Origin of the sequence: Martinezella dioscoreae (genome assembly GCF_009176305.1) — a bacterium.
Taxonomy (GTDB): domain Bacteria; phylum Pseudomonadota; class Alphaproteobacteria; order Rhizobiales; family Rhizobiaceae; genus Rhizobium; species Rhizobium dioscoreae.
Window position 1 is genome coordinate 84,996 of the sequence record NZ_BLAJ01000007.1, and the last position, 24,773, is coordinate 109,768.

Annotated in this window: 20 protein-coding genes and 1 riboswitch; of the genes, 10 read left to right on the forward strand and 10 right to left on the reverse strand. The window is 61.0% G+C overall.

What is annotated here, in order from left to right; genetic code table 11:
- Positions 1-43 precede the first annotated feature (43 nt).
- The 7 genes from GDN47_RS24345 to epmA all read right to left on the reverse strand — a co-directional run bounded on the left by GDN47_RS24345 (position 44) and on the right by epmA (position 8,387).
- Entirely contained in the window at positions 44-2,512 is a 2,469-nt protein-coding gene (locus GDN47_RS24345; RefSeq protein WP_152094432.1) for a glycoside hydrolase family 2 protein, read from the reverse strand.
- 77 nt (positions 2,513-2,589) lie between these two features.
- On the reverse strand, positions 2,590-3,549 hold the full coding sequence (locus GDN47_RS24350; RefSeq protein WP_145635486.1) for a DUF1839 family protein: 960 nt from the start codon (positions 3,547-3,549) through the stop codon (positions 2,590-2,592).
- Between the two features lie 8 nt (positions 3,550-3,557).
- Positions 3,558-4,466: an amino acid--[acyl-carrier-protein] ligase gene (locus GDN47_RS24355; RefSeq protein ID WP_152094433.1), complete on the reverse strand. Its 909-nt coding sequence runs from the start codon at positions 4,464-4,466 to the stop codon at positions 3,558-3,560.
- Between the two features lie 5 nt (positions 4,467-4,471).
- Positions 4,472-5,665: an acyl-CoA dehydrogenase family protein gene (locus tag GDN47_RS24360; protein WP_113389797.1), complete on the reverse strand. Its 1,194-nt coding sequence runs from the start codon at positions 5,663-5,665 to the stop codon at positions 4,472-4,474.
- Entirely contained in the window at positions 5,665-5,916 is a 252-nt protein-coding gene (locus tag GDN47_RS24365) for an acyl carrier protein (protein WP_075853503.1), read from the reverse strand. The genes GDN47_RS24360 and GDN47_RS24365 overlap by 1 nt, the downstream gene beginning before the upstream one ends.
- Before the next feature lie 357 nt (positions 5,917-6,273).
- Entirely contained in the window at positions 6,274-7,326 is a 1,053-nt protein-coding gene (locus tag GDN47_RS24370) for a lysine-2,3-aminomutase-like protein (RefSeq protein ID WP_152094434.1), read from the reverse strand.
- Positions 7,323-8,387 carry an EF-P lysine aminoacylase EpmA gene (epmA, locus tag GDN47_RS24375; protein WP_152094435.1) on the reverse strand — a complete coding sequence of 355 codons (1,065 nt, stop codon included), beginning with the start codon at positions 8,385-8,387 and terminating at the stop codon, positions 7,323-7,325. Before epmA ends, GDN47_RS24370 begins: the two co-directional genes overlap by 4 nt.
- Positions 8,388-8,538: 151 nt before the next feature.
- On the opposite strand from epmA, the gene efp reads away from it, so the two are divergent.
- Positions 8,539-9,108, forward strand: a complete 570-nt coding sequence (efp, locus tag GDN47_RS24380; protein WP_069611558.1) for an elongation factor P — start codon at positions 8,539-8,541, stop codon at positions 9,106-9,108.
- A gap of 133 nt (positions 9,109-9,241) precedes the next feature.
- Here efp and GDN47_RS24385 read toward each other — a convergent pair whose 3' ends face one another.
- Positions 9,242-11,092: an ABC transporter ATP-binding protein/permease gene (locus GDN47_RS24385; protein ID WP_152094436.1), complete on the reverse strand. Its 1,851-nt coding sequence runs from the start codon at positions 11,090-11,092 to the stop codon at positions 9,242-9,244.
- A gap of 163 nt (positions 11,093-11,255) precedes the next feature.
- Between GDN47_RS24385 and GDN47_RS24390 the strand changes: the two genes are divergently transcribed.
- From GDN47_RS24390 to GDN47_RS24430, 9 genes are all read left to right on the forward strand, one after another.
- A complete protein-coding gene (locus GDN47_RS24390; RefSeq protein ID WP_113389793.1) occupies positions 11,256-12,098 on the forward strand; it encodes an AAA family ATPase in 843 nt (280 codons plus the stop codon).
- Positions 12,098-12,520, forward strand: coding sequence for an NUDIX domain-containing protein (locus GDN47_RS24395; protein WP_113389792.1), 423 nt, complete (start codon positions 12,098-12,100; stop codon positions 12,518-12,520). Before GDN47_RS24390 ends, GDN47_RS24395 begins: the two co-directional genes overlap by 1 nt.
- Before the next feature lie 80 nt (positions 12,521-12,600).
- Positions 12,601-12,678: riboswitch (SAM riboswitch) on the forward strand.
- Between the two features lie 47 nt (positions 12,679-12,725).
- Positions 12,726-13,652 (forward strand): homoserine O-acetyltransferase MetA, encoded by a 927-nt coding sequence (gene metA, locus GDN47_RS24400; RefSeq protein WP_152094437.1) that lies wholly within the window; start codon positions 12,726-12,728, stop codon positions 13,650-13,652.
- Positions 13,653-13,655: 3 nt separating this feature from the next.
- Complete coding sequence (locus GDN47_RS24405; RefSeq protein WP_113389791.1) at positions 13,656-14,849, forward strand: vWA domain-containing protein; 1,194 nt, start codon at positions 13,656-13,658, stop codon at positions 14,847-14,849.
- Positions 14,850-15,194: 345 nt separating this feature from the next.
- Positions 15,195-16,220 (forward strand): aldose epimerase family protein, encoded by a 1,026-nt coding sequence (locus tag GDN47_RS24410; protein WP_113389790.1) that lies wholly within the window; start codon positions 15,195-15,197, stop codon positions 16,218-16,220.
- Positions 16,221-16,342: 122 nt separating this feature from the next.
- Positions 16,343-17,116, forward strand: coding sequence for a GntR family transcriptional regulator (locus tag GDN47_RS24415; protein WP_112724171.1), 774 nt, complete (start codon positions 16,343-16,345; stop codon positions 17,114-17,116).
- Positions 17,113-18,144: an SIS domain-containing protein gene (locus GDN47_RS24420; RefSeq protein WP_113421223.1), complete on the forward strand. Its 1,032-nt coding sequence runs from the start codon at positions 17,113-17,115 to the stop codon at positions 18,142-18,144. Before GDN47_RS24415 ends, GDN47_RS24420 begins: the two co-directional genes overlap by 4 nt.
- The gene (gene nagA / locus GDN47_RS24425; protein WP_113421224.1) at positions 18,144-19,301 is read left to right on the forward strand and encodes an N-acetylglucosamine-6-phosphate deacetylase; all 1,158 of its coding nucleotides are present in this window, start codon (positions 18,144-18,146) and stop codon (positions 19,299-19,301) included. The genes GDN47_RS24420 and nagA overlap by 1 nt, the downstream gene beginning before the upstream one ends.
- Positions 19,302-19,322: 21 nt before the next feature.
- On the forward strand, positions 19,323-20,051 hold the full coding sequence (locus GDN47_RS24430; protein WP_113352713.1) for an SIS domain-containing protein: 729 nt from the start codon (positions 19,323-19,325) through the stop codon (positions 20,049-20,051).
- A 208-nt stretch (positions 20,052-20,259) separates the two neighbouring features.
- Here the strand turns inward: GDN47_RS24430 and GDN47_RS24435 are convergent, their stop codons facing one another.
- Together GDN47_RS24435 and GDN47_RS24440 are read right to left on the reverse strand one after the other, a co-directional pair.
- Positions 20,260-23,436 carry an efflux RND transporter permease subunit gene (locus tag GDN47_RS24435; RefSeq protein WP_113352714.1) on the reverse strand — a complete coding sequence of 1,059 codons (3,177 nt, stop codon included), beginning with the start codon at positions 23,434-23,436 and terminating at the stop codon, positions 20,260-20,262.
- Entirely contained in the window at positions 23,433-24,608 is a 1,176-nt protein-coding gene (locus GDN47_RS24440) for an efflux RND transporter periplasmic adaptor subunit (protein WP_173002563.1), read from the reverse strand. Before GDN47_RS24440 ends, GDN47_RS24435 begins: the two co-directional genes overlap by 4 nt.
- Positions 24,609-24,773 lie beyond the last annotated feature (165 nt).

The following is a 24,773-nucleotide window of genomic DNA, read 5'->3' on the forward strand; positions in this document are numbered from 1 at the left end:
TCTCGCCCCTGGCGGGCGAGATAACTCCTCGTGCCGCCATCAACTACACCTCGACGATCCGCCGGCTGCCGATGGCGCGGATCTGACCGGATGGAATGACATCAGCCGGAACGCCCTCCCGCCGGTACAGGCGAATCCGCCGGCTGCCCGGCGCAAGATGGAACCAGTCGTCCTCGGCCCGATAGGCTTCTAGATCGATCTGCACCGATTGTGCCAGCCGGTCGCTGATCAGCTCCAAATACCAATCCTCACCTTCCTGAAGAACCGATGCAGTGATCTCGGCATCGTGAAAAGCTTTCGTTCTGCCAAGCGGGAAGTAGAAGGCCTCAGCGATCACCGCGCCGGTTACCGAGTTCGTCAGCCGAGCCACTACGACATCATGTGATGGCGGACCGAAACGGAAAGCATAGGTCGTGTCAAAGAAGGCGCCAAACAGATCAGTGCAGGCTATCTTTTGCTTGGCGCGGGCTTCGAGCACCAGATCGCGGCCGCCACCGACGACGATCTGACGCCCGTCACGCAGGCAGGAGACTTCGACGGTGAGGTCAAGCGCTGCATCGCTCTCATTCATGACGTGTACGTCGAGACCGTTCGTACCTTCATCCATCAGAAGCACCTGTACTGGCCGGAAGGCACGGCGCAGCCCATACCAGACCGGCTTCGGCTCTCCGGTCGAATCGATCACGCCCCAGCCGGCGCCGGGAAGCAGATCCTGCAGCGTCCAGACAAGCGCGCCATTGCAGCCGGAACCTCGGCGGCGCCACTCCGCATAGGTCTCCTCGGCCACTTCACCGGTCACCGCCCGCGAGAGGTTGAGATAGAGATCCGGGTCTTCCCGCCGCAATCGGTTGGGCTCGAAACCGTAAAGCTCCTGAAGATAATGATCACGCACATCCTCGAAATCCCAGGATGCGCCGCGATCGCGCGGTACCCGCTCTTTCCATAGCGGACTATGGACTGCCGGAACCGGCAGATGCTGCCCCAGAGTACGGGCTTGCGGCACATGCGCGAAAGCCAGGCTCTCTGCGGCGAAGCGGACGTCGGCGCGGCGCGCATCGGCAAGCGGCCGCATATACGCCCCGACGCCATAATAATGCGTGACGCCGGCATTTGGCGAAAACGGCATCGGCCCGCCCGAGGGCGAGTTGACGACATAGGGCACATCCGGCCGCAACGATTGCACCAGTGGCGGGATGATCTCCTCGACAACAGGGCTTTTCCAGAACTGTTCGGGCAGGCCCATCATGGCTGCCTGCTGATGGATCTCGCTGCCGCCGCAAAGGATGGCCAGCGAAGGCGACAGCCGAGTGCCGCTCAGGAACTGCGAAGCCTCCGCCTCGACATGGGCGTTGAACGCCTTGTCATTCTTCGGATAGTCGAAATTGGCGAACATGAAATCCTGCCAGACCAGCAGGCCAAGTCCGTCGCACAGGCGGAAGAATTCCGGCGTTTCATATGCCATGGTGCCGCCGATACGGATCATGTTCATGCCGGCTTCAGCCGCCAGCCGTAGCCAGGGTTCATAATCGTCGCGGCCATCAGGCAGGCGTACGATATCGGCAGTGGTCCAGACCGCGCCGCGGCAGAAAATCCGCTCGCCATTCACGACAAGAGCGAAATCCTGGCCATCGGCGCCGCGATCGACCGACAGCCGACGGAAACCGGTCTTTCCGAGCGCATGCTCCACGCCATCGACGACGAGCGAGATATCATGGAGCTGCGGCACGCCATGCGTATGCGGCCACCAGGGCACCACATCGGGAATTTTGAGGATTGCGGTATAACGGCCGGCGCTATCCTTTTCGAAGGCCTGCTCCGTCTCTCCGCAGCGCAAAAGCAGCTCCTCAACCGTGCCCTCGATCGAGAGCGAGGCATAGAGCCTACCCTCGCCATTCTCAAGCAGGTCCGGCCGCAAGGAGAGATCACGAATGACAGGCGCGCTCGGCCGCAGCAGCGAGATCGGCCGCCACGGACCGACGGCCTGAACATCCGGACACCAGCCTGGCATATGGCCGAGCAATGTCGTGCGCACCATGCGCAGGCCCTGGGGCGTGATCATCTGCGGCCGCCAGCGGGCGCGTGGCCCGGGCTCGGAAAGCTTCGGCTCCAGCGCACGGAAGCAGAGCGCCAGCTCGTCACCGCCAAGCAGGGTGACGTCAAGGTCATGGGCCTCGAACATGCTTTCGGACACAAGGATTTGCTGGCCGTTGAGGAAGACTTCGCAAAGCGTCGCCAGCCCCTCCAGTCGCAGGACCGCCTCGCCCGCCTCCACATCCACCAGACGGCAGATGTACCAGGCATCGCGATCATGAAGCGGCTGCGGCCTTGTCCGGTCGAAACGCCCGGCCTTTTCCAGCGCCTCCGCCACGGTGCCCGGCACGGGCGCGGGAATGAAACCTGAGGTCAGCGGCACATCGGACGGTAAGAGGCAGGTGCCTGCCTCCGTCAGTACCAGATTCCAACCTTCGCTCAGCCGCATTCCGCCGCCGAGATCCGCCAAGCGCCCGCCCATGACATCTTCGGGGGATTACCCCCGCCCCAATATGTTCAGAAATAACCCAGCCGTATCGCGGATCAAACGGAAGCCCGTCAAAGCTTCCGTTCAAGTTCGCTCATCATGGAATCCCACGCATCGGCGGCGGGATCAAGCGCCGTGCGCAGCGGCTCGAATTTCTTGCGCGTGATGGCGCGGGCAAGCTGGAACTGCACCGATTTTGCCGTCTCGGAAATTTTCCGCGCTTCGCCAGCCGCGTTACCCAAATCAGCCGCGAGCCAATCGAAATGGCTGCCGGCCAGTTCGAAATTGGCGCCGAGCTGACGCAGCGTGTTGAAGGCATATTTATGGAAGAAGCCGAAAGGCCGTTCGGCGATCGCCTCCACCTGCGCCGGGAAGACCTCGGCGAAGGCGCGGATCGGATTGGCCTTGGGGCGACGGCGGAAATGGAAGGACAGAAGCTGCCGCGCCGTCTCGCGGATTCCAGCGTCAGCGGGTACCTTCTCCGGAAATTTCGCAAATTCCGTATAGGGCAGGAAGGGCAGGTCCTCGTCCGTCAGATGCAGCTGGAACAGTCCGTCGAAATCCTCGCCCGACAGCTGGAAGAAGCCGCCATTGTGGAAATAATCGAGCGTGCGGCCTTCCATATCGAGCCGGTTGATCGCGACCGTCGTCTTGCCGTGTTCGCGGCGATAGCCGACGCCTTGCGTGTCCGGCATGAAGAAGGAATCCATCTCCACCAGGCAGAGCCGGCCGCGGCCGATCTGCTCGGCGACATGGTTCTCAACCTTGTCGTAAATCGCAAGCTCGGTGCAGCGCACGCCATAGAGCGCTTCCAGATCCTCGAGCGGCACCTTGAAGAAGGTGAACTGATCGCCCTCGAAATCCTGTGTCACCGTGAAGCCGAGCATGGCTTCGGGCGGCAGCTTCAGGCTCGAAAGCACCTCGATCCAGAGATCGATGTAGCAGTTGGTCTCAGGCCACATGCGCTCACTGTCGTGCAGCGCATGTGGCTTGTAGGCGGCGGGGTCCAGTCCCTGAAACACGGAAGCCATGGGTGCGATCAGCCCCACAGTGCCTTGCGCACGCTCTCGGGCCATTCCTTGGTGTCGAGACCATGGGTGTGGAACAGCGCCAGCGCGATGCGCTCCAGGCCGAAGCCCACGCAGGCCGTGTGCACGACGCGGCCATCGGCAAAGTTCAGGCCCCATTTCGTGCCGAAGGCATCCTGATGGTAGTTGAAGCTCATGCAGGCGGTCGGCTTGGCGGTCGAGGTGATTGGGATCAGCAGCTCGAACTTCAGGTTCTGGTCGCGCTGGTTGTTGGCGAGCATCTTGCCGGCCCGGCCGAAGAACGGGTCGTTGGCGACATCGATGGTGACGTCGAGGCCGACGGCCTTCATCATCTCGACACCGCGATCCATCCAGCTCTGGCGGAAATCCGTCACATGCTTTTCGCTGCCCATGCAGACATATTCGCGCATGCGGAAGAGCTGCTGGCGGGCCGGGTCCTTGGAAGGCTCGTGGCGGAAGCAATAGGATTGCAGATCGTAAAGCGCGCCGTCTTCCGGAATGGCGCCGCGCTTGGCAACCGTCGGATAGAGCGGATAGCACGCGGCAGGTGTCAGCACGATATCGGTCGCCTGCTGGTCTTTCGTCCAGTCGTCGCCGACTTCCATGCACTTCAGCAAGCTCATATGGTCGAGCTCGTTACCGCAGAAGCTATGCACGGTGCCGGCCAGCTGCGGGAAGCTCTTCATATAGCCGCTCGTCTCAAAGAAGGCGCGGTTCATGCCCGGCGGAAAGCGGATGGCTTCGGCGCCATCGGCGCCGCCGAATCTGTCGATCAGCCGCTCGAAGGCGGAAATCACATCTTCGAACTGGCCGCTGCGCCCGTAGAGGCCATCAACGCCGGTGTCGATCAGCAGGCCGGATTCGAAAAGACGGTCGAGAAACGATGTTTGCATATCCATGACGGTTACCCCAACAGGCTGGTATCTTGTTTGTGGACGAGCAGCATGGTCGACGTATTGCCGAGAATGCGGTCATTCGAAATCATCAATTGCGCCGAGTGCGCGTCGCGCAGGTGGCGGCCGAGGCTGTAGGGCGTACCGTTCTTGTAGCCCATGATGCCGCAGATCAGCATCGCATGATTGATGATCGGCAGGATCATCTCCGAGGATGCGATCTTGACGTTGTTCATCGCCACGGCGAAAGCCATCGACGACAGGCGGTCCGCATCGAGCTTCGCCTCCTCATAGGCCTTCAGCCCGGCAACCACATTGGATTTCACCATCTGCAGCATGCTGGAGGCTTCGGCGAGACGCAGCGCACCGGGCGGCGGTGCGCCGGGAGACTTGCGGGCAGCGGCACGAACGAAAGCTTGTGCGCGCGAAACCGCATCGGCGGCAATGCCATACCACACACCGCTCCAGAGCAGGTGCGAGCTTGCCAGCATCGATTGCGCGGCGATCTCGGCAAACGGCTTCGGCAGGATCTGCTTGGCCGGCGCCACGCCCTTGAACAGGAAGCCGTCGGAGCAAGTGCCGCGCATGCCGAGCGTGTTCCACTCGACCGTGCGCTTAATCTCGTATTGATCCCTAAGAAAGCAGGTCAGCACCTGATCGGAAGACGCCGCCTCGGCATGGCTGCGCGAGGTGATCAGAATGGCGTCGGCATGGGCGCCATAGGAGATGACGGTCGCATCCTTTTCGAGGGTGCAGGTATCGCCTTCGACTTTGATGGCGCAGATGCTGTTGCGCAGATTGCCGCCGATCCCGCCCTCGGTCGTCGCCGAAGCGAGCAGCAGCTGTTCCCTGGCGATGCGGCGCATGAAGTCACGGTGCCAATCGCTATCGACGCCGTGCTCGACCAGGCTCGACAGCTTGATCTGGTGCATGGCGAAGACCATGGCGCTTGCAGCGCAAGCCTGACCAAGGATCGAGCAGAGCTCGGCGATTTCGGTCACCGACGCGCCTTCACCGCCGAGATCGGCGGGGATCTGAATGGAGAGCAGCTTCTCGGCGCGCATCGCGTCGACGGCTTCGCGTGGGAACCGACCTTCGGCATCGACGGCATCGGCGTGCTGGCTGGCGATCGCTGCGACGCGGGCGGCGCGCACCGCCGCTCCTTCGCCCGACCCAACCTCGAGTAAAGCGACCGCCGCAGTCATTATGCGACCTTTCTACTATCGAGGATCATGCCGACGGTTCTTTCGATCGCGGCAATGCTGGCGAAGGACTTGCGGTTCAGCAGGTTGTCGGGAAACTCGATGTCGAAGGCTTCCTCGATGCCGAGCATCAACTGGACGGAAGCGAAAGAAGACAGGCCGGTCGCATAAAGATCGGCATCGTCTTCGATTTGATCGATAGCAACGGGAAGCGCGCCGAACTTGGCCAGCAAATCGCGAATCGTCTTGTTCATAATCTAGTCCCTTCTGGCAATGGTAAGCATAACCGCAGTTACGCCGTCTTATCCTTCACCAAGAAGTAACAGGCAAAATAGAACATTCCGCTAAGCGACGTGGTAAATACAAACAACTTATACTTCGTGGAAAATTGCTATATTCAACACTTGTCTGATTAAAATTTACCTTCCGTAAGCCATATAAAGGATGACTTCCGCAAAAATATTATATTTTTCTAATATTATGCCATGTCGATTTTTGGAAGAGCGAGGTATCAAAAAAGGTTAACGCACCAAAATTCGCCACTACGTTTTATTCGAAAATAACAATCACAATCAGAGCGTCAGTTCAATATAAGACCATAAGTACGCACTTTAGCTTTGCGACGGATAGATATGCTCGCCGCCGCGGTAGTCTGAAATCGAGTAGCAACCTTCACCCAGCTCACGGACGGAGCTCTGGCCGATATCGGCCTTGCCGTAGCCACCGGGGATATCGAGAATGTAAGTGGGCTGGCAAAGGCCGGAAATGCGGCCACGTAGCGCCGCAACGATTGCCTGTCCTTCGGCGATGCCAAGGCGGAAGTGGCTGGTTCCGGGCGCAAGGTCCGGATGATGCAGGTAATAGGGCTTCACCCGCGTCTCCACGAAAGCCTTCATCAGCGCCGCCAGCACCTCCGGATCGTCGTTGACGCCCTTCAGAAGGACCGACTGGCTGATAAGCACGATTCCGGCATCGACCAGCCGGGCGCAGGCGGCGCGCGCCTCCTCCGTCAGCTCGCGTGGATGGTTGGCATGCAGCGCCACATAGATGGTCTTGCCGCTCGCCTTCAAAGCCGCAATCAGCGCCGCATCGATCCTTGACGGGTCAACGACGGGGATGCGGGTATGGAAGCGGACGATCTTCACATGGTCGATCTCGGCAAGCTGCCCGAGAATCTCTTCCAGCCGGCGCGGCGAGAGAATGAGCGGATCGCCACCGGTCAGGATGACCTCCCAGATCTCCTTGTGCTCGCGGATATAGGCAAAGGCGCCGTCCAACGCATCCCCATCCAGCGTCCCAAGTCCCTGCGGCCCGACCATCTCGCGGCGGAAACAGAAGCGGCAATAGACCGGGCAGACATGCACGGCTTTCAGCAAGACGCGATCCGGATAGCGGTGTACGATGCCTTCGACCGGGCTATGCGCGTGATCGCCGATCGGATCGGCGCGTTCCTCCGAAGTGACGGTAAGTTCGGCGGCATCCGGCACGAACTGCCGGGCAATGGGGTCGGCAGGGTTTGCGGGGTCGATCAGGCGCGTCACGGTCGGCGTCAGGGCAACGGCATACCGCTCCGCCACCGCCTCGAGCGCGATCGCCTGATCGCCATTGATCAACCTGGCGCGCTCAAGCTCTCCGATGGTCCGGATCGGGCGCACCACATTCATGCGTCATACTCCGCGACCGGTGCCCACAGCACCTGCTCGATCCGTGAGGCGCCGGTTGCCAACATCACGAGCCGGTCGAAGCCCAGCGCGATGCCGCTCGCCTCGGGCATGACGGCAAGCGCCTCCAGAAACTCCTCGTCCAGCGGATAGGTCTCGCCATAGACACGCTGCTTTTCCGCCATCTCGATCTCGAAGCGACGACGCTGCTCTTCGGCATTGGTGAGTTCGCCGAAAGCATTGGCCAGCTCGACGCCGCAGGCATAGAGCTCGAAACGCTCGGCAACGCGATGATCCCTGGCCGATGGCCGCGCAAGCGCCGCCTCAGAAACGGGATATTCGTCGAGAATGGTGGCGCGTCCGAAGCCCAGATTCGGCTCGATCTTCTCCACCAATACGCGGCTGAAAAGATCCTGCCACAGATCGTCGTCGGCAACGCGAATGCCCGCCTTGCGCATATCCGCCGCCAGGCGCTCGCGATCCGTCGATCCGTCGAGACCGATGGAGGCGAAGAGATCGATACCGGCATATCGTTCGAAGGCGGCCGCGACGCTGATTCGCTCGGGCGGGAGAAATGGATCGATCTCCGCGCCGCGGTAGCTGAGTTTCTTCGCCCCGACCGTCTCGGCCGCCAGCGCCAGCAGCGCGGCACAATCCACCATCAGGATTTCGTAGCTCTCTCCTGCCCGATACCATTCCAGCATGGTGAATTCCGGATGGTGCAGCGGCCCACGCTCGCGATTGCGATAGACATGGGCAAAGCAGGCAATGCGTTCTTCACCCGCCGCAAGCAGCTTCTTGCAGGCAAATTCGGGTGATGTATGCAGATAAAGAGGCGATGCCTTGCCGTCGGTCGTCAGCGCCTCGGTCTCGAAAGCATGCAGATGAGCCTCGTTGCCGGGCGACACCTGCAGCGTCGCCGTATCCACCTCGATGAAGTCGTTGCGCGTGAAGAAAGTCCGCAGCGCCGCCTGGATGGCATTGCGGCCGATCAGGAACGGCCGCCGGTCCGCATGGACATTGCGGGTCCACCAGGGGGACGCTTTGCTCGTCTTTGGCTTCATTCCTAGCTTTCTTCAGGGCACCGGCCGCCTTGGGGGTGGCTATTTCCGTTGATTTAGGGTAGTTGCGCCCCCAAGCAAACAAAAGCTGCGTCTCGGAGAGCATTTCGACAGTCCCTCTACGACGCAAAAGGCAGCGTTACAAGGAAGTCTTATGGTCAAGGTCATCGCCTCTTCGGTCCGCAAGGGCAACGTTCTCGACGTCGACGGCAAGCTCTACGTCGTTCTCACCGCACAGAACTTTCATCCGGGCAAGGGTACGCCGGTCACGCAGGTCGACATGCGCCGCATCGTCGACGGCGTGAAGGTGTCCGAGCGTTGGCGCACCACCGAGCAGGTCGAGCGCGCCTTCGTCGAAGACGTGAACTTCCAGTACCTCTATGAAGACGGCGAAGGCTTCCACTTCATGAACCCGGCCACCTACGACCAGGTCGTCGTCGATGCCGAAACCATGGGCGACCAGAAGGCCTACCTTCAGGAAGGCATGACCTGCATCCTGTCGATCCATGAAGGCGTTCCGCTGGCGCTCGAACTGCCGCGCCACGTTACGCTCGAGATCACCGAGACCGAGCCGGTCGTCAAGGGCCAGACGGCGTCCTCGTCCTACAAGCCCGCCATGCTCTCGAACGGCGTGCGCACTATGGTTCCGCCGCACATCAACGCCGGCACCCGCGTCGTCATCGCAACGGAAGACAATTCCTACGTCGAGCGCGCCAAGGACTGAGCCTCGGCCACCTGCTTGCATGAAGAACGCCTCGTCCTGGTGACGGGGCGTTTTGCGTTTTGGGAAAATTGAAGCCGGAGGGGCAGTGACTGCGCGAAGACTTACCGTGCCGCCCTAGTTGCGGCGCACCTGGTTACGGCGCACTGGCCTTTTTCTCATCCACCTGCGCCGTACCGGTAGTTTCGGAAGGCGTTTGCATATCGGTGCTGTGCTCATGCGGAGCCAGAGACTGCAGATGCAGGACGCGCGGCGACATGGCGTGCATGAAGGCGTCGGAGCGGCCGATATAGATCAAGGTTGCATCTTCCAGCTCGGCCAGCAGAGCAAAGGCCTTCGCCTGAACCTCGGCCTCCAGCCCTTCCAGGGCATCATCGAAGACGACCCATTTCGGCTTTGCAAGCAGCAGATGCGCAAAACCGACGGCTTTCTGCTCTTCGGTATCGAGCAATCGATCCCAGCGAGCCTGCGTATCGAGACGGCTCTTCAGACGGCCAAGCCCTACCTTGTCGATGACGGCATCGACGGCGGCATCGTCATAGGCGTCCCGATCGTCCGGAAAACAGATTGCCTCCCTGAGGGTGCCGGTCGGCACATAGGGCGTGTGCGGCACGAACAGCATGTCGTCCATCGGCGGCAGGCTGACCGTGCCGGAACCGCTATACCATTGATGCGCCAGCACCTCGAACAGCAGCCTGCGATTCACGCCGTGATCGCCGTTGATCATCACATGCTCGCCGGCATTGATCGTGACCGTACCCTCCGCGATCCGGAAGCCGTTTTCCGTCGCCTCGTCGCTGGTCTTCGTCGAAATCTCCAGATCGGTCCAGACCATCGTGCCCGGCGCCGCCTTTTCGAAGACGAGGGTGTGCGGCATCGGCATTTTATCGTCCATTTCCGTCAGTGCCTTGCGGAAATCGGTCACGCGCATCAGCGTCGCACGCCATTCGGCAATCGGGCCGAAATTGGCGACATACCAGCGCAGCGCGGAATTGACCTGATTGAAGGCGCCGACGGCCACCATCAGCTGACCGAAGGTCAGGCCGCCGGAGAAATAGGCGGGCGCGGCAACGAGGATGGGAATGATCAGCACCAGCCAGCCATAGCCGGCCGAAACCCAGGTGAGATTGGTATTGGCGATGGCAAGCTGACGGATGACAGCAAGCACGGCCGATATGTCGAGATTGATCCGCCGGCGCTCGTTCTCCTCGCCTCCGGCGATGGTGATTGCCGGCATATGCTCATTGGCATGCATGAGCGCGAAGCGCAGCTCGGCTTCCTTCGAATAGCGGTCTGCATTCAATCTCACCAGACGCCGGCCAACAAATTGGCTGAGGAAAGAGGCGGATCCGGCATAGAGGATTGCCGCCCAGACCATGTAGCCGGGAATGGAGAAGCTCATGCCCCGGAGGTGAAAGACCATGCCGCTGGAGAGCTCCCAGAGCACGCCGATGAAGCTCAAAAGCAGGATCGTCGCCTGTACCAGTCCAATGGCAAGCCCCGTCGAGCTTTCGGCAAGATTGCGGGCGTCCTCATGCAACCGCTGGTCGGGATTGACGCCGATCAGGCCGGAGGAGGCAAGACGAAGCGCACGCTTGGCCTGCAGCCATTGATCGACCAGATCGCGCGCCAGCCCCTCACGCATGTAGAGCGCGGTCATCTGGTTGAGCCAGGCCTGAACGACATTGAGGACCAGCAGCGAGCCGGCGATGATGCCGAAGACGCCGAGTTGATGGAAGAAAGCGGAAATATCGCGCCTTGCCAGCGAATCGTAGAAGGGCGCATTCCAGCTGTTGAGCAGCACCTGGACATAAGCCGTGACCAGAATGATCACGAAAAGCGCGATGGTCAGGGAAATGATCTTGATGCGAACAGCCGAATTCCAGAAAGCGGAGAACATCATCCTCAGCCGAAAGAAAAGGCTCAAATCGTATCCGACCTGTTCATTTCCCTGGATATTCGGCTTGGCTTGCTTTTCAACTGCCATCAGCACTTCCCTGCGACGCGTCCCGTCAGTTAATCATGACCCGCCCTCATGTCCACCCTTGCAATAGATCGGTGGGATCACATTCCTATATACACGGTTTCGCGTCTTGAACCGAATAAGGTCAGCAATTAGCTTGCGCTCGAAAGATTGAGAAAGCCTTCCGATGCAATTCCAGGGAACCGCCGACTATATCGCCGACAAGGATCTGATGGTCGCAGTCAATGCCGCCATAAGGTTGGAGCGTCCGCTTCTCGTAAAGGGCGAACCCGGTACGGGCAAGACCGAACTTGCACGCCAGGTGGCGGCCGCGCTCGGTCTCGACCTGATCGAGTGGAATGTCAAATCGACGACGAAGGCCCAGCAGGGTCTCTACGAATATGACGCGGTTTCACGCCTGCGCGACAGCCAACTCGGCGACGTCAGAGTTCATGATGTCAGGAATTATATCCGCCAAGGCAAGCTCTGGCAGGCCTTCACCTCGCCGAAGAAGTGCGTGCTGCTGATCGACGAGATCGACAAGGCGGATATCGAATTTCCGAACGATCTCCTGCAGGAACTCGACCGCATGGAATTCCATGTCTACGAGACCGGGGAGACCATTCGGGCCGCGATCCGCCCGATCGTCATCATCACCTCGAACAACGAGAAGGAACTGCCGGACGCCTTCCTGCGCCGCTGTTTCTTTCACTATATCCGCTTTCCCGACATGGAGACGCTGAAGCGCATCGTCGAGGTGCATTATCCCGGCATCAAGCAGGCGCTCGTTCATGCGGCACTGACGCAATTCTTCGAAATCCGCGACGTGCCTGGCCTGAAGAAGAAGCCTTCGACCTCCGAAGCGCTCGACTGGATTCGCCTGCTTGTTACAGACGATATCGATCCCGAAACGCTACGCGCCGATGCGAAGAACGCGTTGCCGAAGCTGCATGGCGCACTGCTGAAGAACGAGCAGGATGTCCATCTCTTCGAACGGCTGGCCTTCATGGCGCGAGGGCAGGGAAGATAATGCAACCCGATGCCGTCAAGGTCTTAATCTATGCCGTTCGGGATGGGCATCTGCTTGTTTTCGGTGAGCCAGATTTTCCCGCCGTCCAGATCCAGGTTCCTGGCGGCACGGTCGAATCCGGTGAGGACATCGTAGCGGCCGCGGCGCGCGAATTCGAGGAGGAGACCGGTTTTGCGCCACACGAACTCTATTCGCTGGGCGTTCACGACTACCATTTCGAAAAGAACGGCCGCGATTACCATCACCAACGGCACTATTTCCGCTGCCATATCTCCGAACGAGCGCCTGCCACTTGGCTTCACTACGAAATGACGCCTTTCGACGGTGGCGACCCGATCGGCTTCCGCTTCTTCTGGCTACCGATCGAAGCTGCCAGGCATCGCCTGGGTTACGGCATGGAAGCCCTCCTTGAATATCTGTAGGCCACATCGCGCCTCCAAGCTCAACCCCAGACTTTCCCCGACGCTTGCCCCATTGACCCGCGGAGATGTCGGGTTTATGAAATTTCCCTCGTGGTGATTTGGCCGGCCGGCTTGCAGCCACGTTAAATAAGTCGCTAAAGGGCCGCGTGCGGACCGGTAGCGATTCTTATCGCGGCCGGTTTTTTTGTATTTGGCGAGTGAAACGATGCCCATCAAGATTCCCGATACGCTCCCCGCGTTTGAAACCCTCCAGAACGAGGGTGTGCGGGTGATGACCGAAACGGTGGCGTTCCGACAGGATATCCGCCCCCTTCAAATCGGGCTTCTGAACCTCATGCCGAACAAGATCAAGACCGAGATCCAGATGGCGCGCCTGGTCGGCGCATCGCCGCTGCAGGTGGAGTTTTCGCTGGTGCGCGTTGGCGGTCACAAGGCCAAGAACACCTCGCAGGAGCATCTGCTTGCTTTCTACGAGACGTGGGAAGAAGTGAAGCACCGCAAGTTCGACGGCTTCATCATAACCGGCGCACCGATCGAGCTGCTGGAATATGAGGACGTCACCTACTGGAACGAGATGCGGGAGATCTTAGACTGGACGACCACCAACGTCCATTCGACGATGAACGTCTGCTGGGGGGCGATGGCGGCGATCTACCATTTCCACAAGGTGCCGAAATATACGCTTACGGAGAAGGCTTTTGGCGTCTATCGCCACCAGAACCTGAAGCCCTCTTCGGTCTATCTCAACGGCTTCTCCGACGATTTCGCCATTCCGGTGTCCCGCTGGACCGAAGTGCGCCGGGCAGACATCGAAAAAGTGCCCGGCCTGGAAATACTGATGGACTCGAGCGAGATGGGCGTCTGTCTCGTGCACGAACAAGCCTGCAACCGGCTCTACATGTTCAATCACGTGGAGTATGATTCCACGTCGCTGGCGGATGAGTATTTCCGCGATGTGAATGCGGGCGTGCCGATCAAGATGCCGCACAACTACTTCCCGCATAACGACCCGGAAATTCCTCCGCAGAACCGGTGGCGCAGCCATGCGCATCTGTTCTTCGGCAACTGGATCAATGAGATCTACCAGACCACGCCGTATGATCTGGAGGAGATTGGCCAGGAAAGGACGTGAGGCTTGTTCATTCCCTTCTTCCTGAAGCTGAGGCAAGCGAAAGTTCCGGTGACGCTCCGGGAATTCCTGTCGCTGCTTGAGGGAATGGAAGAAGGGATTGCCGATTACGACGTGGAGGCCTTCTACTATTTGGCCCGCGCGACGCTGATTAAGGACGAACGCTTCATCGATCGCTTCGATCAGGTCTTCGCCGATTACTTTCGCGGCGTCGAGGCGATCGGCGGCAATGCCGATGGAGAAGCAATGGAGCGGACCGCCATTCCCGAGGAATGGCTGCGCAAACTTGCCGAGCGGCATCTGACCGAAGACGAAAGACGGCAGATCGGGGCGCTCGGCGGCTTCGACAAGCTGATGGAGACGCTGCGCGAACGGCTGGCCGAGCAGAAGGGCCGGCATCAGGGCGGCTCGAAATGGATCGGCACGGCAGGCACCTCGCCCTTCGGCGCCTACGGCTACAATCCGGAAGGCGTGCGCATCGGCCAGGAAACCTCGCGCCATCGCCGGGCGGTAAAAGTCTGGGATCGGCGCGACTTCAGGAATCTCGACGACGGCGTCGAGCTCGGCACTCGCAACATCAAGGTAGCGCTGAAGCGCCTGCGCCGCTGGGTTCGCGAGGGGGCAGCCGAGGAACTTGATCTTTCCGGCACGATCCGCTCCACCGCGGAGCATGGCTATCTCGATGTCCGGACACGGCCGGAACGCCGCAACGCGGTGAAGCTTCTGATGTTCTTCGATGTCGGCGGCTCGATGGATGACCATATCCGCGTCGTCGAGGAACTCTTCTCCGCCGCGCGATCCGAGTTCCGCCACATGGAGTATTTCTATTTCCACAATTGCCTCTACGAAGGCGTGTGGAAGGACAATCGCCGCCGGCGCGTCGATATCACCGCGACGACGGATCTCATCCGCACCTTCGGTCCAGACTACCGCGTCGTCTTCGTCGGCGACGCATCCATGAGCCCCTATGAGATCACTCAGCCAGGCGGCTCGGTGGAGCACTGGAACAAGGAGGCCGGCGAGACCTGGCTCGCGCGAATGACCGGTCATTTCCGCAAATGCGTCTGGATCAATCCCGTGCCGGAAAGCTATTGGGGCCATACGACCTCGATCTCGATGATCCGCCGGCTGATGAGCGACCGCATGTATCCCCTGACGCTCGGCGGGTTGGAGAAGGCGACAAGGGAATTGTCGCGCTAACATCAGGCTTCCTCCGCGCTTAGCCCTCACCCCGGCCCTCTCCCCGTTTTGACGGGGAGAGGGGCTCTACAAGGATCCTCTAGAACCAGAGGCAACTGTCTGCCTCTGTCGTCCCCTCTCCCCGCAAGCGGGGAGAGGGTTAGGGTGAGGGGCCGTTACAGAAACCGCCCGCTCTGTCATAGGCATTGCATACTTCGGGCGCAGCGTAGCGTCTCGAAAGAAAGCCGGACGGAGCCTTGATCCCCCTCTGCTTACCCCTAAATTTCGCCATCGAACTGGTTGCGGAACGGCGCGAATGGAGGCAGGGTCTGACCTCGCATACTCAAAAGCAATGGATGAGCTGATATGACGGAAAGCACTTTGCAGCGGGAACATTTTGGGACGACGGCCGATGGGGATACCGTTTATCGCGCCAAGATCGTCGGTGGCGGCCTGACGGCTCATATCATGTCATGGGGCGCGGTCATCCAGGACCTTCGCCTTGATGGCCACGAGCCCTCGCTCCTGCTCGGCTTCGACAATTTTGCCGATTATCCCCTCCATTCCTCCTATTTCGGCGCCACGCCCGGCCGCTGCGCCAACCGCATCGGCGCCGGTCGCTTCACGCTTGATGGTAAGCAGTATCAGCTGGAGCTCAATGAAAAAGGCGTCACCCACCTGCACGGCGGCAAGGACAATATCGCCAAGCGCAACTGGACCATCGTCGAGCATAGTACCGACCGCGTCGTCCTGAAGATCGTCGATCCCGATGGCCGCGCCGGCTATCCCGGCAATTGCACGATACAGGCGACCTATTGGGTCCATGGCAACGGCGAATTGTCGGTCACCTACGAATCCACAACCGACCAGCCGACGCTCGCCAATGTCTGCCAGCACGCCTATTTCAATCTCGACGGCCGCGACGATGCCCTCGGCCACGACATCATGATCGCCGCCGATCACTATACGCCAACGGACGACAAACAGGTGCCGACCGGTGAGATCCGCTCCGTCGAAGGCACCGCCTTCGATTTCCGCGAGATGGCGCCGATGAAGCGCTTCGAAGGAAGCGAGCAGGCGCTTTACGACCACAATTTCTGCCTCTCTACCGAGCGTACCGCCAAGCGGTCCGTGGTCCTTGCCCGCAGCGTCAATTCCGGCGTCTCGCTCGAGGTGCGCACCACCGAGCCCGGCGTGCAGTTTTATACCGGTTTCAAGCTGGACGTGCCGGTTCCCGGCCATGACGGCCGCAAGATCGGCCCGTTTGCCGGTTTCTGCCTGGAAACGCAGGTCTGGCCCGACGCCATCAACCACCAAGGCTTCCCCAATGCCGTGCTCCGCCCGGGCGAGGTATTGCGGCAGGAAACGGATTACATCTTCACCAAGAACTGAGTTGGGCATGGCCTGCTCATTTGAAAGTCGGCCGGGCGTCCAAAGCGCCCGGCCGATTCTTTTTTGCGATGCGACCAGATTCACCTTGTGGATTGGTTCTAAATAGGTTCTACATAAACACCATGGATAGAACCAGTTTGATCCTCGAATTGAATAATCGCGGTTTGAGCGACGAGACCGCGAGCGGACCGCTTTACAAGCGCCTGGCGCAGGCGCTGACCGGCCTCATCCAGGAAGGTTTGCTGAAGCCGGGCACGGCGTTGCCGGGCGAGCGAGACCTAGCCGGAGCGTTGGAAATCGGCCGCGTCACGGTGCGTACCGCCTATCGCGATCTCCTCGCCTCGGGCGTCATCGAATCCCGCCACGGCAGCGGCACCTTCGTCTCGCAGCATGTCGAGCGCATCGAGCAACCGCTCTGGCGCCTCTCCTCCTTCTCCGCCGACATGCGCTCGCGCGGCCGCGAACCGGCGGCGCGCATCCTGTCACGCACCGTCAGCGCACCGGCGCCGGAGGAATCGTTCCTGCTTGGCCTCAGCCTTGATGAGCCCGTATTGCGGCTCGACCGACTGCGCCTGGCGGATGGCCAGCCACTCGCTATCGAGCGCGCCGTCGTTCCCATCAAGTTTCTGGGCGAAGATGCCATATCCGAAGGATCGCTATATGACGCCCTTGCTGCCAAGGGTTTCAAACCGGTGCGTGCCCAGCAAAGGCTGACCGCAGTGACGCTCGACCCGACCTCCGCCTCGATCCTAACTGTGAAGGCCGGCGCGCCGGCGCTTCTGATCGAACGCGTCTCCCGCCTGGCCGACCAGCGCGTCGTTGAATATACCCGCTCGCATTATCGCGGCGATGCCTATGATTTTGTTGCTGAATTGAGAATTGGAGATGACCTATGAGCGAAACCCAATCCCTGATGCTGACGGAAGCCGGCCAATCGCCCGAGGTGGTTGCGACGCTGCTTGAAAAGGAAAAGCCAGCTTTCGCCGAGATCGCGAAGCTCTTCTCGACCGGTCGTCCATCGCTGATCACGACGGCCGCGCGCGGCTCTTCGGACCATGCCGCCACCTTCTTCAAGTATCTCTTCGAAATCTCCTGCGGCGTCCCCGTCGCTTCTGTCGGCCCGTCGATCGCCTCCGTCTATGGCGCACCACTGCATCTGAAGGGCGGCATCCACTTCACCGTCTCCCAGTCCGGCGGCAGCCCTGACATTATCGCCCTGCAAGCCGCTGCCAAGAAGGGCGGCGCCACCACGATCGCCGTAGTCAACGTCACCGACAGCCCGCTCGCCAAGGAAGCCGACATCGTGCTCGGCCTCAATGCTGGCAAGGAACAGAGCGTCGCTGCGACAAAATCCTTCATCGCCTCGGTTGCCGCCCTTGCCGGCGTGACGGCAGCGATTTCGCAGGATAAGGCCCTGATCGACGGCCTTGCGAAACTGCCGGAAGCGCTTGCCGCCACCTCGGGCATCGACGGCAAGGCTGCCGAGGATGTGCTTTTCAATGCCTCCTCGCTCTATACCGGCGGCCGCGGCCCCGCCTTCGCTATCGCGCTGGAAGCAGCTCTAAAGGCCAAGGAAACAGCCAGCCTTCATGCCGAAGCCTTCTCGCTGGCCGAACTCATGCACGGCCCGATGCGCCTCGTGCAGCCGGGCTTCCCGATTGTCGCCTTCTCGCCCGACGATGCTGCCTTTGCCAACAATGCTCAGGCGCTCGAACGCCTGCAGAAGCTCGGCGCCACAGCCGTCTCCTTCTCGACCGCACCGCTTGCCGGCATAAACCTGCGCATGCCGACGACGGGCAACGGCCTGCTCGATCCGCTCGTGTCGCTGCTGTGCTACTATCGTCTCATCGAGTCGGTGACGCGTCGCAAGGGTTTCGACCCGGACAAGCCGGCTAATCTCCTCAAGGTAACGGAGACCATGTGATGGACTACAAGGTCTTTACCGGCGCCCGCATCTTCGATGGCGATCGGTTTCACGAGGATAGCGCATTGGTGATCGGTAATGGCCGTATCCATGCCATTACCGGTGCCAATGATGTGCCCGACAATGCCGAAACGATCGCGTTGAACGGCGGTGTGCTTGCTCCCGGCTTCATCGACGCGCAGGTCAATGGTGGCGGCGGCCGCATGTTGAATGACGAGCCCTCGGCCGACTCCATGTTTATGATCGCCGCAGGACACCGCCCCTACGGTACGACATCGCTACTGCCGACGCTGATCACCGATGTCGCGGCCGCGAGCGCGGCGGCGATCGAGGGCGCGATCGAGGCGGTGAAAGCCAATCGCGGCGTCGCCGGACTGCATCTGGAAGGCCCCCATCTGGCGCCGGCCCGCAAGGGCGCGCATCTTGCCGAGCTGATGCGCCCGGTCGAAGACAACGACGTCCGGACCTTCATCCGCGCCCGTGAGGCGATCGGCACCTTGCTGGTGACGATTGCCGCCGAGCAGGTCACCGAGCGGCAGGTGCAGGCACTCGCCGAAGGCGGCGTCATCGTCAGCATCGGCCATAGCGATTGCACGGCGGAAGCCGCCGATGCGCGTTTCGATGCCGGTGCGCGCGGCGTTACCCATCTTTTCAACGCCATGAGCCAGATGGGCCATCGCGCACCCGGTCTCGTCGGTGCGGCGATCGATCACCCTGCCCCCTGGTGCGGCATCATCGCCGACGGCCATCATGTCGATCCGATAGCACTACGCGTCGCGCTGCGTGCAAAGCGCGGTGAAGGCCGGCTGTTCTTCGTCACGGATGCCATGTCGCTCGTCGGCACCGATCTTCCGAGCTTTACGCTGAACGGCCGCACGGTCTATCGCACCAAGGGCGGCTATTGCTCCAAGCTGACGCTCGATGACGGCACGCTGGCGGGCTCCGATGTCGATATGGCCTCCACCATCCGCTACGGCGTCAATATTCTCGAGCTGCCGCTGGCTGAGGCCCTGCGCATGGCGACGTCCTATCCCGCCCGCTTCCTGCGGCTCGCCGACCGCGGCCATCTGACGCCGGGAACCCGCGCCGATCTCGTCCACATCAACGACGCCATCGAAGTCACCGAAACATGGATCTCCGGCCAGCCTTCGGCCTAAAATTTGAAAAGGAGGCTCGGCATGACCGCAGTCACGGACAGCTATTTCACCGCCCTCATCGGCCGGCTGGAAACCTTGCGTGAAACGCTGGCCGAGCCGATGTCGAGGGCTTCGGCCGCCATTTGCGCGGCCGCACGCGCCGATCGCCGCGTCTATGTCTTCGGCACCGGCCACTCGCACATGCTGGCCGAGGAGGTGCATTATCGCGCCGGCGGCCTCGCCTTCACCATCCCCGTGCTGGTGGGCTCTGCCATGCTGCATGAAGGCGCCGTTATCAGCTCGGTCTATGAGCGCACCGAAGGGCTTATCCGCCCGGTCTTCGAACGCTATGGCATGCAGCCGGGCGACGTGCTGATTATCGCCTCCAATTCCGGCGTCAACGCCGCGCCGATCGAGGCGGCCGATTATGGCCGCGAAATCGGCGCGACGGTCATCGCCATCACATCGCTCGCCTATTCGGCCGCCATCGCCAATGGACGCCGGAGATTGGCCGACATCGCCGATATCGTGCTGGACAACGGCTTGCCGCCGGGCGATGCCATGATCGATCTGCCGGGCACGGAGCTGAAGGTCGGGCCGGCCTCGACAGCAGTCGGTACGACGGTCCTGAACGCCATCTTCGCCGATGTCGCTGCCGAACTCTGCAAGGATGGCAATCCGCCCGTCTACCTCAGCGCCAACATGCCGGGCGCCAAGGAAACCAACCAGCAGCTGGTCAAGAAATACCGGCCTCGCAACCCGCATCTCTAAAGCAATTCTAGGAAAAGTGCGCAGCGGTCTTCCGTCCGGGATTGCGTACAGCCAAAGAGATAGAGCGGCTCAGAGATTCCGTGAAAAACTGAAACGCTCTCAGGCCCCCCCCGAAAGCTCGCAGCAGCTTCCTGCCTGAAACCCGTAAAAACAATGGGATAGGGCGGTTGAGCGTTTCCCGTGAAACACCCAGCCGCTTGGTCAGGCATCATTGTGCCGCGGCATCGGTGGCCGAGGGCTCCTGCGCGGCTTCCGCCTGCTTGCGCCGCCGGCGCAGAACGACATAGAAAACCGGCGTCAGGAACAGACCGAACAGCGTCACGCCGAGCATGCCCGAAAAGACGGCCGTACCGAGCGATTGCCGCATTTCCGCGCCGGGGCCTGTGGCAATCATCAGCGGCACGACGCCGAAGATAAAGGCGAAGGCCGTCATCAAGATCGGACGCAGACGCAGGTGGCTGGCCTCGATGGCCGCCTCGACGGCGCTCTTTCCCTCAGCCTGCGCTTGTCGGGCAAACTCCACGATCAGGATCGCGTTCTTGGCCGCAAGGCCTATCAGCACGATAAGCCCGATCTGCGTGAGGATATTGTTGTCCATCCCCCTCAGATGCACGCCGATCAGCGCCGCCAGAACCGCCAGCGGCACGATGAGAATGATCGCAAGCGGCAGGATCCAGCTTTCATATTGCGCCGACAGCGCCAGGAAGACGAAGATGACCGACAGGGCGAAGATATAGATCGCGGTATTGCCGGTATGCTTTTCCTGATAGGCAAGCTCCGTCCATTCGAAAGTCGTGCCCGAAGGCAGGAGGTTCTTCGCCAGCCCTTCCATGATATCGAGGGCCGAGCCGGTAGAGACACCCGGCCCCGGATTACCTTGAAGGGGGACCGAGACATACATGTTATAGCGCTGCACCAGCGTCGGCCCGGTCGTATCCCGGATATCGACCAGCGTGCCGAGCGGTACGAGCGCTCCGGTCGCCGAACGCACCTTCAGCGCCAGAATATCCTCGCGGTCCATGCGATATTGCTGATCGGCCTGCGCCCGCACCTGATAAACGCGGCCGAAGGCATTGAAGTCGTTGACATAGGACGTGCCGAGATTGATCGACAGCGTCTCGAAGATATTCGGGATCGGCACGTTGAGCGCCCGCGCCTTGTCGCGGTCGATCGCCAGGAAATATTGCGGGCTGTTGGCCGAGAAGGTGGTGAAGACGCCGCTGACGCCCTTATTCTGCGCGGCAACACCCATCATCTGATAGGCGAGCGGCAGGATGCGGCGCATGTCAGCATTTTCCCGGTCCATGATCTGCATCTTGAAGCCGCCGGAATTGCCGATGCCACGGATCGACGGCGGCGGAATGGCGATGATGAAAGCCTCCTCGATGCCTTGCAGGCTACCGAAGAGCTGGCCGATGATCTTGGTGGCCGTGTCGCCGCTCTTCAACCGCTCCTCGAATGGCTTGAACGGCGTGAAGATGACACCCGAATTCGAGGCATTGGTGAAGGTTGCACCGTTGAAGCCGGCAAAGGCAACCGCATTGGCGATGCCGGGCGTCTTATTGATGATATCGGTCGCCTTCTGGATGACGGCGTTGGTGCGGGCCAGCGAGGCTCCATCAGGCAGCTGCACGACGACGATGGCATAGCCCTGGTCCATGGTGGGAACGAAGCCCTGTGGCACGATCCGGCCCATATACCATGTGCCGGCGAGCAGCCCGGCAAAGACGAGAAGCGCGCAGGCGAGAGCCGCCCACGTCGTGACGAGGTGGCGGACGATCCAGGAATAGCCGCGGCTCATTCGCTCGAAACCCCGATTGAACCCGTCACCCAGGGCACGGCCGAAGCGCGCGAAGATATTGTTGGATTTCTCGTGGCTGTGCGGACGAAGGACGATCGCGGCGATCGCCGGCGAGAGCGTCAGCGAGTTCAAGCAGGAAATCGCCGTCGCGACCGAGATCGTCACCGCGAACTGCCGGTAGAACTGCCCGGAAATGCCGGGAATGAAGGCTGTCGGCACGAAGACCGCAATCAGCACCAGCGAGATTGCCAGCACGGCCGTACCGACCTCGTTCATGGTCACATGTGACGCCTCTTTCGGCGTCATGCCGAGTGCGAGGTTGCGCTCGACATTCTCCACCACCACGATCGCATCGTCGACGACGATACCGATGGCGAGCACCAGGCCGAACAGTGTCAGCATGTTCAGCGAGAAGCCGAAGGCGAGCAGGAAGGCGAAAGTGCCGATCAGCGAAACGGGGATTGCGACAATCGGAATGATCGCCGTTCGCCAGGATTGCAGGAAAACCAGCACAACGATGGCGACGAGAACCGCCGCCTCGAAGATCGTCTTGTAGACCTCGTGGATCGACTCGGCGATGAACTCCGTCGGGTTGTAGATGATGCGGTATTCCAGCCCCTGCGGAAAATCCTGCGACAAGTCCTCCATGGTCTTCTGGATATCGGCGGCGGCGGCGAGCGCATTGGTGCCGGGCCGGGCAAAGACGCCGAGCGCCACCGCCGGGCTGCCGTTCAGATAGCTGTTGGTGACGTAATCCTGGGCGCCGAGCTCGATGCGCGCAACATCCTGCAACTGCACGAGACGCCCGTTGCCGGTTGCCTTGACGATGACGTAGCGGAATTGCCGTGCGTCGGAAAAGCGCCCCTGGGTCGTGACGGTGTATTGGAAGGCGTTGGTGCCCGAAACCGGCGGCCCGCCGATCGCGCCGCCCGAAACCTGCACGTTCTGATCCCGCAGCGCCTGCACGATATCGCCGGCGGTCATGCCGTAGGCCGCGAGCTTTTCCGGATCGAGCCAGATGCGCAGCGAATATTGCCGTTCGCCGAAGAGCTGCACGTCGCCAACACCGTCCAGACGGACGAGAATGTCGCGGATGCGCGTACGCGCATAGTTGGAAATATAGAGCTGGTCGTAACGATTATTCGGCGACAAGAGATGCACGACCATCATCAGGTCGGGCGAGCTCTTGACTGTCGTAATGCCGATGCGGCGGACGTCGTCGGGCAGGCGCGGCTCTGCGATGGCGACGCGGTTCTGCACCAGCACCTGCGCCTTGTCGAGATCGGTGCCGAGCTTGAAGGTTACCGTCAGCGACATGGAGCCGTCGGCACTGGAATAGGAGGACATGTAGAGCATGTCCTCAACGCCGTTGACCTCCTGCTCGATCGGCGTCGCCACCGTATCGGCGATAGTCTGGGCGTCGGCACCGGGATAGGAGGTGCGAATGACGATGGTAGGAGGCGCGACCTCGGGATATTGCGCTACCGGCAATTGGAAATAAGCGATGCCGCCGACGATCAGCAGCACGATGGAGAGGACCGATGCGAAAATCGGCCGATCGACGAAGAAGTGGGAAAACCTCATTGGCTGGTCCCCTGTGCATCGGCCTGGGCCGGCGGCTCGTCGTTCGTCGCCTGCTGCGGCAGCTCGATCAGCTGCGGCGTCACCTTGACGCCGGGCCGGATCCGCATCAGCCCGTTGACGACGATCGTCTCGTCGCCGGTCATGCCGTCACGGATGACGCGATAGCCATAGAGCTTCGGCCCGAGGCGCACCGGCTTCGGCGTGATATTGCCGGCGGTATCGGCGACATAGACGACGCGCTGATTCTGGTCCGAGCCGATAGCTTCGTCGGGGATCAGGATCGCCTTGTAGCTGTTCGAGCCTTGTACCTGAACGCGTCCGAACAGGCCGGGCTGCAGGATGAAATCAGGGTTCGGGAAGCGGGCGCGGACACGGATCGTGCCCGTTTCGTTGTCGACGCGGTTTTCGGCGAAATCGAGCTTGCCTTTGAACGGCTTCTGGCGGGAATCGGCGATGGTCACGGTCACATCCAGCCCGCCGCCGCCCTGCTGGAGGGCACTGCCGTTCTTACGAGCCTCATCGGCATAGGAGAGCAGCCGGCGCTCGTCGACGTCGAAATAGAAATCGATGGGATCGAGCGACACGATGGTCGTCAGCACGGTCTGATCGGCCTGCACGAGATTGCCGACGGAAATCAGCCGGCGGTCGATGCGGCCGCTGAGCGGTGCGGTGATCTTGGTGAAATCCATGTCGAGATTGGCGCGATCGACAGCGGCCTGCGCGCCACGCACATTCGCTTCGGCGGAAACGAGATCGCGGCGGCGGTCGTCGAGGGTCGACGCCGACTGGCTGCCCGTTGTCGACAGCGATTGCGCGCGCTTGAATTGTGCATCGGCGAGCGTCAGTGACGACTTCGCGACTTCCAGCGACGCCGTCGATTCGTTCAGTGCGGTCACGAATGGCCGCTGGTCGATGACGAAAAGCAGGTCGCCCTGCTTGACCATGGCGCCATCCTTGAAATGCACTTCCTGCAGATAGCCGCCGACCCGCGAGCGCACAGAAACTTCATCGACCGCCTGGAAGCGCCCAATGAACTCGTCGCTGTCGACAACATCTCGGACGATGGGCTTGGCAACCGTGACGGGCGGAGCCGGCGGCGCACCCTGCGCCAGCGCCTGGGCGCCCGAAAAAACGGCAAGAACACAGCTGAATAACACGGCACGCGGCAGCATCGGCATGAAGGCCCCCTCGAAAAACCGCATGCGGCATCAGGCGCCGTCATCACGGTAAGCGCTCACGAAATTTGTCTGCAACTTTCTACGAAGAACCTGTCGCCATCAGGCGCAATCCAATCAGGCCGCTTCGGACTTCCCCAACATGCGCCACGGGCCACGTCG